At 70.6% G+C, this 13,670-nt stretch carries 13 protein-coding genes; 5 read left to right on the plus strand and 8 right to left on the minus strand.

Annotation, left to right across the window (positions count from 1 at the left end):
* Positions 1-193: 193 nt before the first annotated feature.
* The gene (locus tag ACFZCD_RS29145; protein WP_391835957.1) at positions 194-1,705 is read left to right on the plus strand and encodes an MFS transporter; all 1,512 of its coding nucleotides are present in this window, start codon (positions 194-196) and stop codon (positions 1,703-1,705) included.
* Between the two features lie 114 nt (positions 1,706-1,819).
* On the opposite strand, the gene ACFZCD_RS29150 is transcribed toward ACFZCD_RS29145, so the two are convergent.
* Positions 1,820-2,353: a MarR family winged helix-turn-helix transcriptional regulator gene (locus tag ACFZCD_RS29150; RefSeq protein WP_391835959.1), complete on the minus strand. Its 534-nt coding sequence runs from the start codon at positions 2,351-2,353 to the stop codon at positions 1,820-1,822.
* Between the two features lie 184 nt (positions 2,354-2,537).
* On the opposite strand from ACFZCD_RS29150, the gene ACFZCD_RS29155 reads away from it, so the two are divergent.
* Positions 2,538-3,332, plus strand: a complete 795-nt coding sequence (locus ACFZCD_RS29155) for a dioxygenase (RefSeq protein WP_391835961.1) — start codon at positions 2,538-2,540, stop codon at positions 3,330-3,332.
* 175 nt (positions 3,333-3,507) lie between these two features.
* Here ACFZCD_RS29155 and ACFZCD_RS29160 read toward each other — a convergent pair whose 3' ends face one another.
* Positions 3,508-3,954 carry a hypothetical protein gene (locus ACFZCD_RS29160; protein WP_391835963.1) on the minus strand — a complete coding sequence of 149 codons (447 nt, stop codon included), beginning with the start codon at positions 3,952-3,954 and terminating at the stop codon, positions 3,508-3,510.
* Positions 3,955-4,489: 535 nt separating this feature from the next.
* On the opposite strand from ACFZCD_RS29160, the gene ACFZCD_RS29165 reads away from it, so the two are divergent.
* A complete protein-coding gene (locus tag ACFZCD_RS29165) occupies positions 4,490-5,491 on the plus strand; it encodes a sigma-70 family RNA polymerase sigma factor (protein ID WP_391835965.1) in 1,002 nt (333 codons plus the stop codon).
* A gap of 144 nt (positions 5,492-5,635) precedes the next feature.
* Here ACFZCD_RS29165 and ACFZCD_RS29170 read toward each other — a convergent pair whose 3' ends face one another.
* Positions 5,636-6,595: a helix-turn-helix transcriptional regulator gene (locus ACFZCD_RS29170; protein ID WP_391835967.1), complete on the minus strand. Its 960-nt coding sequence runs from the start codon at positions 6,593-6,595 to the stop codon at positions 5,636-5,638.
* Positions 6,596-6,706: 111 nt separating this feature from the next.
* On the opposite strand from ACFZCD_RS29170, the gene ACFZCD_RS29175 reads away from it, so the two are divergent.
* Complete coding sequence (locus tag ACFZCD_RS29175; protein ID WP_391835969.1) at positions 6,707-8,212, plus strand: MFS transporter; 1,506 nt, start codon at positions 6,707-6,709, stop codon at positions 8,210-8,212.
* Between the two features lie 1,044 nt (positions 8,213-9,256).
* On the opposite strand, the gene ACFZCD_RS29180 is transcribed toward ACFZCD_RS29175, so the two are convergent.
* The 5 genes from ACFZCD_RS29180 to ACFZCD_RS29200 form a co-directional block, all read right to left on the minus strand.
* Positions 9,257-10,420, minus strand: a complete 1,164-nt coding sequence (locus ACFZCD_RS29180; RefSeq protein WP_391835971.1) for a methyltransferase domain-containing protein — start codon at positions 10,418-10,420, stop codon at positions 9,257-9,259.
* A complete protein-coding gene (locus ACFZCD_RS29185) occupies positions 10,417-10,716 on the minus strand; it encodes a hypothetical protein (RefSeq protein WP_391835973.1) in 300 nt (99 codons plus the stop codon). The genes ACFZCD_RS29180 and ACFZCD_RS29185 overlap by 4 nt, the downstream gene beginning before the upstream one ends.
* Before the next feature lie 84 nt (positions 10,717-10,800).
* A complete protein-coding gene (locus ACFZCD_RS29190; RefSeq protein WP_391835975.1) occupies positions 10,801-11,643 on the minus strand; it encodes a helix-turn-helix domain-containing protein in 843 nt (280 codons plus the stop codon).
* Positions 11,640-12,176 carry a DUF6879 family protein gene (locus tag ACFZCD_RS29195; protein WP_391835977.1) on the minus strand — a complete coding sequence of 179 codons (537 nt, stop codon included), beginning with the start codon at positions 12,174-12,176 and terminating at the stop codon, positions 11,640-11,642. Before ACFZCD_RS29195 ends, ACFZCD_RS29190 begins: the two co-directional genes overlap by 4 nt.
* A 1-nt stretch (position 12,177) precedes the next feature.
* On the minus strand, positions 12,178-12,381 hold the full coding sequence (locus tag ACFZCD_RS29200) for a hypothetical protein (protein WP_391835979.1): 204 nt from the start codon (positions 12,379-12,381) through the stop codon (positions 12,178-12,180).
* 351 nt (positions 12,382-12,732) lie between these two features.
* Between ACFZCD_RS29200 and ACFZCD_RS29205 the strand changes: the two genes are divergently transcribed.
* The gene (locus ACFZCD_RS29205) at positions 12,733-13,644 is read left to right on the plus strand and encodes a hypothetical protein (RefSeq protein ID WP_391835981.1); all 912 of its coding nucleotides are present in this window, start codon (positions 12,733-12,735) and stop codon (positions 13,642-13,644) included.
* Positions 13,645-13,670: the final 26 nt, after the last annotated feature.

The raw sequence follows: 13,670 nt of genomic DNA on the forward strand, positions 1-13,670 counted from the left end.
CGGACTCCGCCGCCGCCACCGAGCCCGCCGCCGGCCGGACCGCCGGCACCACCGGCGGCCGGACCGACGACCGCACGGCCGGCGCCGCTCCGGCCTCCGTGTGACACCACCAGACTTCGCGGACCCCGCCCGGGCCCGCACCGCCCACCACGACCAACCGTCCCGCACCACCGCCGCCGAGGTAGGCACATTCATGCCAGACATCACCACCCCCCTCGACCCCAAGCGCTGGAAAGCGCTCATATTCATCGCGCTGGCCCAGCTGATGGTCGTCCTCGACGCGACCATCGTGAACATCGCGCTGCCCTCCGCCCAGGCCGACCTCGGCATCTCGGACGGCAACCGCCAGTGGGTCATCACCGCCTACGCCCTCGCCTTCGGCGGTCTCCTGCTCTTCGGCGGCCGCGTCTCCGACCTGTGGGGCCGCAAGCGGGCCTTCGTCACCGGCCTGATCGGCTTCGCCGCCGCCTCGGCCCTCGGCGGCGCCGCCGTCAACTCCGCCATGCTGCTGGGCGCCCGCGCCCTGCAGGGCGTCTTCGGCGCGCTGCTCGCGCCCGCCGCGCTGTCGCTGCTCGCCGTCCTCTTCACCGAGGGCAAGGAGCGCGCCAAGGCGTTCGGCATCTTCGGCGCCATCGCCGGTGCCGGCGGCGGTGTCGGCCTCATCCTCGGCGGCGTGTTCACCGAGTACCTCAACTGGCGCTGGACGTTCTTCGTGAACATCCCCTTCGCCGTCGTCGCCGCGATCGGTGCGATCGCCGTGATCCACGAGCCGGCCGGGAGCCGCAACCCGTCGAAGCTCGACATCCCCGGCGTCATCCTGGCCACCCTCGGCCTGGTCTCGCTGGTCTACGGCTTCACCCGCGCCGAGGCCGACGGCTGGACGGCCGGCACCACCCTCGGCCTCTTCGCCGCCGCCGCGGTCCTGCTGCTCGCCTTCGTGATCGTCGAGGGCAGGGTCAAGGCCCCGCTGCTGCCGCTGCGCGTCCTCACCGACCGCAACCGCGCCGGCGTCTACGTCTCGCTGGGCCTCGCGGCCATCGCGATGTTCGGCCTGTTCCTCTTCCTCACCTACTACCTGCAGGTCGTCCGGGGCTTCTCGCCGGTGAAGACCGGCCTCGCGTTCCTCCCGATGATCGCCACGATGATCACCGGTTCCACGCAGATCGGCGCCCGCCTGATGAACCGCGTGCCGGCGCGCTGGCTGATGGGCCCGGGCTTCCTGCTCGCGGCCATCGGCATGATGCTCCTCACCCGCATCAACCTGGACACCTCGTACGCGACGGTCGTCCTGCCCGGTCTGATGCTGATGGGCCTCGGCATGGGTACGGCGTTCATGCCGGCGATGAGCCTCTCCACGTACGGGGTGCAGGCGCGTGACGCCGGTGTCGCCTCCGCGATGGTGAACACCTCGCAGCAGGTCGGCGGCGCCATCGGCACCGCGCTGCTCAACACCATCGCCGCCAGCGCCACCACGGACTACTTCAAGTCCCACATGAACCCGGCCGCCGACCCGAAGCTGCTCACCTTCCAGTCGATGGTGCACGGCTACTCCACCGCCGTGTGGTGGGCGGTCGGCATCCTGGGCCTGTCCGCGCTGATCGCGGTCGTCTTCGTCAACGCCGGTCACCAGGGCGGCGCGGTCGCCGGTTCGGGCGACGGCGAGGGCGAGGGCGTGGAGAACGCCGTTCCGGTGATGGCGCACTAGCGACCGGCCGGCATTGCCGCTCCACCCCTGCACACACTGAAGGCCCCCGCCGTCCCGGCGGGGGCCTTCAGTGTGTGCACAGCCGCTGTCAGCAGCCGTCTCCGGCAGCCGCCCTCAGCGCAGCCAGGGCAGGTCCGCCCCCGCCGGCTGCAGCCCGGTGGCGATCGTCCGGCACATCTCGCCGAACTGGGCGACCTGTTCGGGGGAGAGCCGGTCGAAGAGCGCGGCGCGGACGGCGGCGACGTGGCCGGGCGCGGACCGCTGCAGCATCTCGAACCCCTCGTCGGTGAGGACGGCCAGCTGGCCGCGCTTGTCGGACGGGCAGTCCTCGCGGCGCACCCAGCCGTTCTTCTCCAGCCGGGCGACGGCGTGCGAGAGCCGGGAGCGGGTGATCTTGGCGTGCCGGGCGAGGTCCGTCATCCGCAGCCGGCGGCGCGGTGCCTCGGACAGGGTGACGAGCAGCCCGTAGTAGACGTGCGGCATGCCGGCGTCGCGCTGGAGCTGCCGGTCGAGGTGGTCCTCCAGGAGGGTGGTGGCGTGCAGGTACGCACGCCAGACGTCCTGCTCGGCGTCGCTCAGCCAGCGCGGCCCGGCGGCGGCGGTCCCCTCCTCCGGACGAGCGACGTCCTCTTCGGGTCGTTTGGTCATGACATCCACTGTTTCACCCACCGGCTTCCTGTTGCTGTCAGGCTTCGCTGTCTGTCGCGCGCTGCCTGTCGTCCACTGCCTGTCGCGCGTTGCCTCTCGCGCTGGATTCTTGAAGTTTAAATAAGGCAGGGTTAAGCTCGAACCAAGAGTTTGAGAGTTCAAGCATTTTGGCTTTGGAGGGTTCATGCCTGCCACCGGCACTCCCATCGGCGCACGCATGCCCGCGCTCTACCTCTCGCACGGCGCCCCGCCCCTCGCCGACGACGAGCTGTGGACCTCCCAGCTCGCCGCCTGGTCCGCCGGCCTGCCCCGGCCCACCGCCATCCTCATCGTCTCCGCCCACTGGGAAGAGGCACCCCTCGCCCTCGGCGCCACCGGAACCGTGCCGCTCGTCCACGACTTCTGGGGCTTCCCCGAGCACTACTACCGCGTCCGCTACCCCGCCCCCGGCGCCCCGGACCTCGCCGAGCGCGTCCGCAAGACGCTGCGCGGTGCCGGCACGCCCGTGCAGGACGTCCCGGACCGCGGCCTGGACCACGGCGCGTACGTCCCGCTCGTCGAGATGTACCCGGACGCCGACGTCCCCGTCCTGCAGATGTCCCTGCCCACTCTCGCACCGCGCCGCCTGATGGAGGTCGGGCGCAGGCTCGCGCCGCTGCGCGACGAGGGCGTGCTCATCATCGGCAGCGGGTTCTTCACCCACAACCTGGCGGCGCTGCGGCACGCGGGCTCCGGGCCGCCCGGCTGGTCGGCGGAGTTCGACGCGTGGGGGCGCGAAGCGCTCGCCGCGCAGGACGTCGACGCGCTCCTGGACTTCGAGCACAAGGCCCCCGCGGGCCGGCTCGCCCACCCGCGGACAGAGCACTTCGCCCCGCTGTTCGTCACGCTCGGCGCCGCCGAGGGCGAACTGGACGGCCAGCGCAGCGTGATCGACGGGTTCTGGATGGGGTTGGCGAAGCGTTCGGTGCAGTTCGGGTAGGGGCAGTTCGGGGAGGATGGACGAGGCGGACGAGGCGGACGAGGCGGACGAGACGGGCGAGGCGGATTCGTAGGGTCGCATCGACCCCCACGCTAGGGCCGGTTGCTATATACACGGAACCGTCCGAAGTCCTACGTCGCAGGACCCGTCACCTCACGGTGTCGCGACTTGCGCCTCACATGTCGGCCCGGTGCTCGTGCCAGTGGAAGACGTAGTACGAAGCCACCCCCATGCCCAGCGCCGTCAGCACCCCGATGCCCGCGGAGCGCATCACCGAGCCGCCGCTGAGGCTGTGCAGGAATCCCATGCTGCCGCCGAAGAGCGCCCCGAAGGCCGCCGCGCGGACCTCGGCGATCATCGTGTTGCGCTCGCGGAGCAGGGCGTAGCCGGCCGCCATGGCGATCAGGCCGGCGACCACGCCGATGACCACGGAAGCGCCCGCGGTGTAACCGTTGTTGCCGGCCAGGAAGATGGCGAACAGGCCGAGCGCGACCCCGCCCGTGACGGGTACGGCCCAGGTGAAGCGGGCCGGCCGCCCGGAGCGGAGGGGGGTGCCGCGCGCCACCGGGCCGGGACCCTCGTGGGCCTGGTGGTGGTGCCCGGGCATGATCGAGTGCGTCATCGCGGGGCTCCTCTCCGGTTCCACCGGCTGTTGTTCCACCAGCGCACACCCGGACGGGGGCGGGAGCAACTCGATCACGCGGGGCCTGGCAACCACGGAGCCGCCGGCGCCGTCCTTTGGGGTGGGCGAGCAGTCAAGGGCGACGCTCCCCGGGCCGGGACCGCGCAATGACGGGCGTGAGGACGGGCATGCGCACGAGTGTGTGCGCCCGTGTGCATACGCCCGCGTGGGCGGGGGACGTGACGACCGTCTCACCCGGCTGCGACACCAGGGGTCCGTGAGGATGCCGGGTCACCCTCCCGCGCGGTCTGACCTGCGCTTCCGTGGGTTCCTTCGGCATGTCTTCGGGTCTGTGGCGGCGCAGGATACTGCATGATCAGCAAAAAGAAGACGTCCCGTGGGAATTCTGTCCGGATTCCAGTCGTTCTTTCCATCGGACGGGGCAACCGTGACAGGGTCCGCCCATACCAGGGAGAGCCCTCTCGGTCCCGCGCCCCCGTCCGTCCCGCGACCGACTCATCGCAAGGGAGTACGCATGGCAACCCGTGCCGTCGCCCGTCGTCAGACCGCCGACAAGGGCGCTGAGGGGGCGAGCAGTATGCGCGCCTCCGGGGAGATCGCCGACCGCGACCTGGTGGGGATGTACCTCGACGAGATCGCGCGTACGCCCCTGCTCGACGCAGCCAAAGAGGTCGAGCTCTCCCAGACCATCGAGGCGGGCGTCTACGCCCAGCAGATCCTCGACGGCCTGGAGGAACCGGGGAAGGGTGCCGGAGCCGCCTCGCGCGAGGAGCTGGAGGCCATAGCCGCCGAGGGCGCGCGGGCCAAGGACGTCTTCATCAAGTCCAACCTGCGCCTGGTCGTGGCCGTCGCCCGGCGGTACCCCCGCAGCGGCCTCCCCCTGCTGGACCTGATCCAGGAGGGCAATGCGGGCCTCGTGCGCGCCGTGGAGAAGTTCGACTACACCAAGGGCTTCAAGTTCTCCACGTACGCGACGTGGTGGATCCGCCAGGCGATCACCCGTTCCATCGCCGACCAGTCCCGTACGATCCGGCTGCCCGTCCACCTCGTGGAGGAGCTCGGCCGGATCCGGCGCGTCCAGCGCGAGTTCAACCGCGAGAACGGGCGCGACCCCGACCACGCCGAGATCGCCGAGGAGCTGGGCACCACGCCAGAGCGCGTCGGCGACGTCCTGGACTGGGCCCGTGACCCGGTCAGCCTGAACATGTCCGTCGACGACGAGGGCGAGACCCAGTTCGGCGACCTGCTGGAGGACACCTCCGCCGTGTCGCCCGAGCAGTCGGTGATCGCCCTGCTGCGCAGCGAGGAGCTGGAGGATCTCATCAGCCGCCTCGACCAGCGGACCGCTTCGATCATCAAGGCGCGCTACGGCATCGAGGACGGCCGCGAGCGCACCCTCACCGAGGTCGGCAAGCAGCACGGCCTGACCCGGGAGCGGATCCGGCAGATCGAGAAGCACGCCCTGCTGGAGCTCAAGAAGATGGCACACGACACGGGCTTTGACGCGGCGGCGTAGTGACGTAGCGGCTTAAAAGGGCATAACCTCATAGACCGGGCCCCGGCGCCACCCCCCCTGCGCCGGGGCCCACCTCTCTGCCCCTGTTCGTTCTGCCTGTCCCTCCGCTTCCTGCTTCCGCTCTGCTCACGTTGCCGCGTCTGCTCACGTTGCCGCGCGGCTGATGCGGGCCCCCAGGTGGCGCAGGTGCTCCACCAGCTCCCGCGGCTCGTGGACGGTGAAGTCGCAGTCCAGCAGGGCCAGCCGGAAGGCGATCCACTCCAGGGAGTCGGCGACCTCCAGATCGAGCCGGCAGGTGCCGTCGTCCAGCGGCTGCGGCGCCCCGAGGTGCTGCGGCAGCCGCGCCGCGACGAAGGCGGCCGGGGCGTGCAGCGTCGCGACGATCCGCATCGTCGGCTGCATCCGGGACATCGAACGGTTCATGAACTCGGCCGCGTCCGCCGCGGGCAGCTCGCGCGGGGTGAAGCGCGCGCCCGTCGCGAACGGTGCGCTGACCCGGTCGACCCGGAACGTCCGCCAGTCGCCGCGGTCGACGTCGTAGGCGACGAGGTACCAGCGGCGTCCGGTGCTCACCAGCCGGTGCGGCTCGACGAGCCGCTGCGTCTCGGTGCCGTCGCCCTTGCGGTAGGTGAAGCGCAGGCGTTCGTTGCCGGTGGCCGCCGACGCCATGACGGTCAGCGTCCGCGGGTCGACCGTCGCGCCGTCCCCGGACGTGATCGGGACCGTGGCCGCCTGCAGGGCCGAGACCCGGTGCCGCAGCCGGGACGGCAGCACCTGTTCCAGCTTGGCGAGGGCCCGTACGGACGCCTCCTCGATGCCGTCGACGGCGTGCCCCGCGCCGGCCCGCAGCCCCACGGCGATGGCGACGGCCTCCTCGTCGTCCAGGACGAGCGGGGGCAGGGCGGCGCCTGCCGCGAGCCGGTAGCCGCCGACGGCGCCCATGGTCGCCTGGACCGGGTAGCCGAGGTCGCGCAGCCGCTCGATGTCGCGCCGGATGGTGCGCGTGGTCACGCCGAGCCGCTCGGCGAGCTCGCTGCCGGGCCACTCGCGCGGCGTCTGGAGCAGGGAGAGCAGATTGAGGAGCCGTGCCGGAGTGTCGGTCATGACCTCAGGGTGGCAGCGATGTGGGACACAAGCTGTCCTATATGGAGGCTACGGTCGTTTCATGCGCCAAACGCGCCCGTCCTCCTTACGAACGAAAGGCCAGGTCCATCCATGACCACCGATTCACCGCCCAACGACCGCCGCCGCTGGCTGGCGCTCGCGGTAGTGATGACCGCTTCCTTCATGGATCTGGTCGACGTCACGATCGTCAACATCGCGATGCCCAGCATCAAGCGCGACATCGACGCCTCGTTCAGTGTCCTGCAGTGGCTCAGCGAGGGTTACGCGCTCGCCTTCGCCATCGGCCTGATCACCGGCGGCCGGCTGGGCGACATCTACGGCCGCAAGAAGATCTTCCTGCTGGGCATGGGCGGCTTCACGCTCGCCTCGATGCTGTGCGGCGTCGTCAGCGACCCGAAGCTGCTCGTCGCGGCGCGCGTCCTGCAGGGCCTCATGGGCGCCATGATGGTGCCGCAGGTGCTGTCGATCATCCACGTCACGTTCCCCGCGCACGAGCGCGGCAAGGTCTTCGGCATGTTCGGCGCGGTCGTCGGCCTCGGCGCGGTGTCCGGCCCGCTGCTGGGCGCCCTGCTCACGCAGTGGAACCTCTTCGGCCTCGAATGGCGCCCGATCTTCCTGATCAACCTGCCGGTCGGCATCGCCGGCCTGCTCCTCGGCCGCCGCTTCATCATCGAGTCCAAGGTCCCGAAGGCCCTCAAGCTCGACCTCGTCGGCGTCGCCCTGGCCAGCGCCGGCCTGCTGATGCTGCTCTACCCGCTCACCCAGGGCCGCGAGCACGACTGGCCGCTGTGGGGCTTCATATCCATGGCCGCCTCCCTGCCCGTCTTCGTCGCCTTCGTCGCCTACGAGCGCCACAAGACCCGCAAGGACGGCTCGCCGCTGGTCGAACTGTCGCTGTTCAAGGTGCGGAGCTTCGCGGGCGGCGTCGGCGTCCAGCTGGTCTTCGGCACGGCCACGGGCATCTTCTTCATGGTGTGGACGATGTACATGCAGATCGGCCTGGGCTGGTCCGCGCTGCGGGCGGGTCTGACCGGCATCCCGTTCTCGATCGCCGTCTCGGTCGCGGCGGGCATGTCCGTCCAGAAGCTGGTGCCCCGCTTCGGCCGGAAGGTGCTGCAGGCGGGCGCCGTGGTGATGGCCGCCGGCGTCCTGACGTACATCTGGGAGGCGGACCGCTACGGCGCGGGCATCGCGTCCTGGCAGATGGCGCTGCCGCTGATCGTGATGGGCGCGGGCATGGGCCTGATCGTCTCCCCGATCACCGACGCCATCCTCTCCGAGGTCCCGCGCGAGCACGCGGGCTCCGCGTCCGGCCTGATCAACACCACCATGCAGCTCGGCAACGCGCTCGGGCTCGGCCTGGTCTCGGTGGCCTTCTTCTCGGTCGTGGACGACGCGGACCCGCGCCGCGAGCCGGTGGCCGACATCTTCGGCGGCGCGTTCACCCACGCGATGTGGTGGGTCGCGGGCGGTCTGGCCCTGGTCTTCGCCCTGATGTTCCTCCTCCCGAAGCGGCGGAGGGTGGAGCCCTCGGCTTCGGAGGCGGCCTCGGGTTCGGCCTCGGAGCCGGTGGAAGCGGAGCTGGCGGGGGTGTGAGGGGTGTGCGTGCGCGTGTGCGTGTGCGTACGTGAGTGAAGTGCCGGGCGGACGGGGAGACCTGTCCGCCCGGCACTTTTGTGTGTGGGGGGCGCGGTCGTGGCAGGGCACAGGCCGGCTAGTACGGCTGCGCGGTGCGGGTGGAGTGCCGACTGCTGGTGGGGTGGTGGGTTGAGGTCAAGACAGGCTGGCAGCAGGGGGAGGGGTGGGGGGTGCGGGTCCGGTGGCTTTTGCCTGGGGCGGGTGGGGTGTTGGCCGCCGTACTCGCGTCGTCACGGATGCGGGTGCGTGAGGAGACCTTGCGCGTGGGTTGTGGCTGGCGGGGAGCTGGCTGCTGCCGCGATGTGGTGCCTGCCGTCGTGGGCGCTTCGCTCAGCTCGCCACCGTCGTGGTTGAGCGGGCGACTGTCCCTGAGTGGGGGCTGGTGGGATGGGGCTGGGGTGGTGGGCCTGCTGAGGTGCGCGGCGGGCAGTTAAGCCCCGTTATCCACCCGCATGAGGGCGAGACCGGTTGATAGCGGGGCTGAGAAGGGCAAACAAGCCGCCAGAGAGCAGTTGGGGCCCCGGAATCCACCCCCCTGGCCCTCAGGCCGGTTGATTCCCGGGCTGGGAAGGGCAAAAAGGCCGCCAACAGGCAGTTGAGCCCCCTTATCTGCCAGGACCACCGTCCCGGCCGGTGAATTTCGTGCCAAGAATGGCCCACCAGCCGCCAGCCCCCTCCCCTCGGCACTCGCCCGCTCAGCCACGACGGCGAGGAACTGAGCGAAGCGCCCACGACGGGCCCAGACACATCGCGGCAGCAGCCAGCTCCCCCTCAGCCACGGCCGGAGAGACCGGTCTCCTCACGCACCCGCATCCGGGACGGCAGGAGTACGGCGCCCAACACCCCACCCACCCCAGACAAAAGCAACCGAACCCGCACCCCCCACCCCTCCCCCCGCTGCCAGCCTGTCTTGACCCCAGCCCTTGCGAAACGGGCAGTCGGCTGAATACCCACCGCCCGTTCCAGGAGACCCCGCTACCCGCTACCCCCTGCCCGCCGCCGCTACAGGACGCCATCCGGCCCGTCCAGCCAGACGCGGGTGCGTCCTCCCCGTTCGACGGTCAGGCCGAAGCGCCCGAAGCCGGGCCGGCCATGGTCCTGCCACCACTGGTGTGCTGCCTCCGCCTCGTCCCAGAGTCGGCGCGGACCGGACTGGTAGACCTTGGCCTCGTTCCGGCCGTCGCGGAAGACGGCGGCCGCCCATGACGTATCGGAGAGCCCGTACAGCCAGACGGCGCGTCGGCCCTCCCGTTCCCGGTCGGCTACGTGCGTGACGTCCGGTACGAGCAGGCCCGGCACGAACCCGTCCAGGTCGGCCGCGGGCACCGAGGTGACCGAGGTGGCGGCGCGGTCCATCGCGCCCGGCGGCACGTACGCCGCGTGCTGCCGCCGAACCAGCCGCTGCGAGCGCATTCGCATGAAGCCCACCGGTCGCGTGAAAGGCCCGGACGCGCTCCGGCCGTCCTCGGCGACGACCAGCCGGGCCGTGGCCTCCGCGGGGCCGTAGTACGTGCCCCAGGGGACGAGGATGATCCCGCCGGGGACGGTCTGGTCAACCCACTCGAACGGGATGTTCCGCAGACCGCAGGTCGCGATGATCCGGTCGTACGGGGCGCGCTCGGGGAAGCCCAGGTATCCGTCGCGGTGCAGGACGCGGACCGGCAGCCCCGCGCGTTGCAGGGCCGCCCGTCCGGTCCGGGCCACGACGCCGTCGACCTCCACGGAGACGACGCTCCCGGTCGGCCCGACCCGGTGGGCGAGCAGCCCCGCGTTCCAGCCCGTGCCCGTCCCGATCTCCAGCACCCGCTGCCCTTCGCGGACGTCCAGGTCCGCGAGCATGGAGAAGACCAGGCTCGGCATCGACGACGAGGAACTGAACGCCCTTCCGGGCTCGGGTCCGTTGTGGGCCCCGTCGTCCCACTGCGTGACGATGGGGCAGTCGGAGTCGGCGTACGCCTGCCACGCGTCCGGGTCGCGCGCCTTGTCCACGGTGCGGCTGCGGCCGGTGGCCAGGTCGTGCGGCCACATCACGTCGGGCAGGAAGTCGGCCCGGCACACGGCGTCGAAGGCGGGGACCCAGGCGGGTTCGAGGGCGCCGGTGTCGAGGAGGAGACGGCGCAGTCCGTCCCGGCCGGAGTCCACGGTGTGCGCGGTCGGCGGCGTCACTTGCCGTGCGTCCCGCCACCGGGAGGGGTGGACCCGTCCGGGGTCGGCTCGTCGGGCGGGGTCCAGGGCTGCCCGGGGTGGCCGTCACCTTCGTCCTGGGGCTTTCCGTGGCCGCCGGCCCGCTCGTACGAGGTGTTCGACCGGACGCTCATCACGTGCTCCTTGGGCTGATCGGCGTGCTCCTGCTCGTGGCGCGTCCTCGCTCCTGTGAGGACCATGACGTCTTTCCAGCGGCCGTCGTGGACAGCGGTCGCGCGGTCGAGGGTGAGTTCGAGGCACTGCCTGCATCGGGTCATGGCAGGACCGTAGGAGTGGCGGTTGTCCGCCCGCCCGCCGATTGCACGCGATTGCGCAGTGCTCTGTCTCGTTGCCGGGATTGTTCAGCACGATGCCAGTGCGGCCCTGGCTCGGGCGATCAAGCGATGGGCCTGCGCGCCGGATACGGCGGATTGGTGTAGCCGGTCCCAGACGCGTCCGTACAAGGCGACGTCCTCATCCGACTCGAGATGCAGTTCGGTATTGATGGTCTCGACGATCACGCGGCTGTCATCGAAGATCCAGAACCCGTGCTTCGGGGACAGCGTCAGCGGTGCGCCGAGCGGGATGACGCTGAGGTGTACGCGATCGAGCCCGATCAGGCTGACAAGGCGGTCGAGTTGTCCGGCCATGACCTCTCGGGGGCAGATCAGCGCGTGCAGCGCGCCTTCCCACACCATGACGTGGAAGGTTCGGCCAGGCTGGTACAGCACCTCTTGCCGCTGCATCCGAGCCCGTACCGCTTCCTCGGTGTCCCGCGGTGATCGCATCAACTCGGCGTTGTGCAGGAGCAGGTGCCGGGCGTAGTCCGGGGTCTGGAAGAGGCCGGGAACAACTGTGGCCTCGTACCCGCGCACTGTGGAGGTGCTGCGGTACTCGGCGACGTAGCGTTCCTGGACGCCCCGGTGACCGGAGGCGAGTTGCCGACGCCAGGACCGCTGCTGTGACTCCAGCCCCTTCAGCCGGGCCAGCAGGTCATCGGCCTCGCCGGGGGCTCCGGCCTCCCGTGCCCATGCCTTTAGGTCTTCAGGGGTGGCGGTCTGTTTACCGTGCTCCAGGCGAGACACCTTGGAGCGCTGCCAACCCAGGCGGGCGGCCATGTCCTTTCCGTTGAGGCCGGCCTCGGTGCGCAGCTCACGGAGCCGCGCACCGAGGGCTACCCGGCCTGCCTGGAAATCTGTGCTCACACAGTCGAAGGTACCTGTGCCTGGAACTCGTTTGTGGCGATTGCGTAGTGCCAGGCCGCGTCCCTTGCCTGGCAGGCCTGGACGACCGTCTCGGCGTCTTCGAGGATGTACACGCCGAGCGTCTCGTCCCGATCGTCGATGACGAACTTCATGACGATGCGGGAGTCGAACAGCCAGAAGTCGTAATCCGGCAGCCCGAGGCGGCGGGCCTCGGCTCGGTACATGTTCCGGATGTCCTCGCCCGCCTCGACGTTGCCCAGACCGGAGGCCAGGAGGAACCGCTGTCCTTCGGTCGGCGGGTCATCGACGAGTCGAACTCGTTCGAATCGTTTGCCTTGCTCGGTCTGTCGCCGGACGCTGGTGTGCCACCAGTTTTCCGGGTTGTAGCCGAACGTCTCCCCGCGCTGGAACCGCTCCCAGCTGGGGCTCAACCGGTCCGAGGCGTATCCGCGCCGGGTCTCCAGGCGCCATGCGGTGTGCTCGAATTCTTCGAAGAGGTGCGCAACTTCCTCGAACGGGATCAGCTCGGCCACGTCACTCCTCGGGTGCGAAACGGATCAGCAGCTCGCGCGGGACGACGACGAACGTCTCGGAGTCCTTGACGTCCCGCAGTTGGCCGAGGTGCTGGGGGTCGACGAGGCGCTCGCCTTGAACGACGATGTCGCCCGTCTCCTCGACTTCGTACAGGGTGGGGCAGTTCCCGTGCTCGGAGGTCGTGCCCAGGAATTTGAGCGTCATGACCACATCCCTTCGCGTAGGGCGTTGAGGATCACAGCATGCTGGCGATCGTCGTCGCATGGAGCCCGTTTGCCGAACATTGCGCGAGTGCCTGTGGCTGCTGCTGATTGCGCGCAATCCTTGAGCTCCGGGCCGCGGGGGCCGGAGTCCGAGCGCTTTTTCTGAGGAATGGGGGGTTGGCTCAACCCACCCTCCCTCCCAACCCCGCCTATACCACGGCGGGTTCACTTTCAGTGATCGGGTTGCGACATCCTGTCGCGGCGCTCTAGCGTTCGCAGCAACAAACAACCCCGGTCAGGTGCGGTAACACCTGCCGGGGTTTAACCAACAAGATCGAAAGACCTCGATCCCATGGCTGACGCCGACCTTAGCGCTGCCCCGCGCTCCCCGCACCCCCATCCCTCCGCCTCCCGCGGCTACGGCAAGCGCACCGCACCCGATCAAGCCCCCCGCCGTCGCGACGACTTCGCTCATCTCCGGCCCCGCGAAGCGTCCATCGCCGCCTTCATCGACCGGCTTCCCGACGGGGCCGCGATGGATGCGAAGACCCTGGCGGCCCACCTCGCCGACTACGGGCAGGCCGCCTGCCGGACCGCCTTGCGGCGGCTTTCGGAGGCCGGGCATCTGCGGCGGGTGACGGAGCGGATCAAAGGTGACGGTGGTAGCTGGCACTGGGTCACGCGGACGTATTTCTCCCGTACCGCACGGGATGACGCCTGGTGGGATGCCGTCGTGACCAGCGGCGTTCCGCCGCAGCCCGCCGCCGACCGGCCTGCTGCCCGCCCGCCCCGGCACGCCCGCTCCCGGGCTTACCTCCTCCTCGCCGGAGTCGGCCGCATCGACCCCCGGATGACGCTCTCCGCGGCCGAGTGCCAGGCCCTCGAAGGCCTGGTCCAGCAATGGCTGGATCTCGGCGCCGATGACGAGGAGGTCGTACGGGCGCTCACCGGTGGCCTGCCGGCGGAAGTGCAGTGCGCGGGGGCGTTCGCGCGGCGGCGGCTCACGCACCGGATGCCGCCCGAACGGCCGCCGCTGCCGCCGCGTCCGCTGCCATCGTCCTCACGTCCGCCCCTCCGCATCCTCGAATGCACCGTCTGCCGTACGCCCGGCCGCCCCGAGGCGCTGCCCGGCGGGCTCTGCCGTGACTGCCGGGGTGAGAGCCCTGCTGGTCAGTGGCCCGATCCGGCGGCCGTCCGGGACCGTGCCGACGGGATCCGGCGGCTCGTCCGGGCCGCCGCGCGGGCCACCGCGCTCCCGTCCTAGCCCCGGTCCTGGATTTGACGGCTCCG

Origin of the sequence: Streptomyces sp. NPDC008001, assembly GCF_042958085.1 — a bacterium.
Taxonomy (GTDB): domain Bacteria; phylum Actinomycetota; class Actinomycetes; order Streptomycetales; family Streptomycetaceae; genus Streptomyces.

Coding starts and splice junctions, on each gene's coding strand:
- ACFZCD_RS29205 (WP_391835981.1), top strand. CDS start 12,733: ATGGCTGACGCCGACCTTAGCGCTGCCCCGCGCTCCCCGCACCCCCAT.
- ACFZCD_RS29155 (WP_391835961.1), top strand. CDS start 2,538: ATGCCTGCCACCGGCACTCCCATCGGCGCACGCATGCCCGCGCTCTAC.
- ACFZCD_RS29185 (WP_391835973.1), bottom strand. CDS start 10,716: ATGACCCGATGCAGGCAGTGCCTCGAACTCACCCTCGACCGCGCGACC.
- ACFZCD_RS29175 (WP_391835969.1), top strand. CDS start 6,707: ATGACCACCGATTCACCGCCCAACGACCGCCGCCGCTGGCTGGCGCTC.
- ACFZCD_RS29145 (WP_391835957.1), top strand. CDS start 194: ATGCCAGACATCACCACCCCCCTCGACCCCAAGCGCTGGAAAGCGCTC.
- ACFZCD_RS29165 (WP_391835965.1), top strand. CDS start 4,490: ATGGCAACCCGTGCCGTCGCCCGTCGTCAGACCGCCGACAAGGGCGCT.
- ACFZCD_RS29200 (WP_391835979.1), bottom strand. CDS start 12,381: ATGACGCTCAAATTCCTGGGCACGACCTCCGAGCACGGGAACTGCCCC.
- ACFZCD_RS29170 (WP_391835967.1), bottom strand. CDS start 6,595: ATGACCGACACTCCGGCACGGCTCCTCAATCTGCTCTCCCTGCTCCAG.
- ACFZCD_RS29150 (WP_391835959.1), bottom strand. CDS start 2,353: ATGACCAAACGACCCGAAGAGGACGTCGCTCGTCCGGAGGAGGGGACC.
- ACFZCD_RS29160 (WP_391835963.1), bottom strand. CDS start 3,954: ATGACGCACTCGATCATGCCCGGGCACCACCACCAGGCCCACGAGGGT.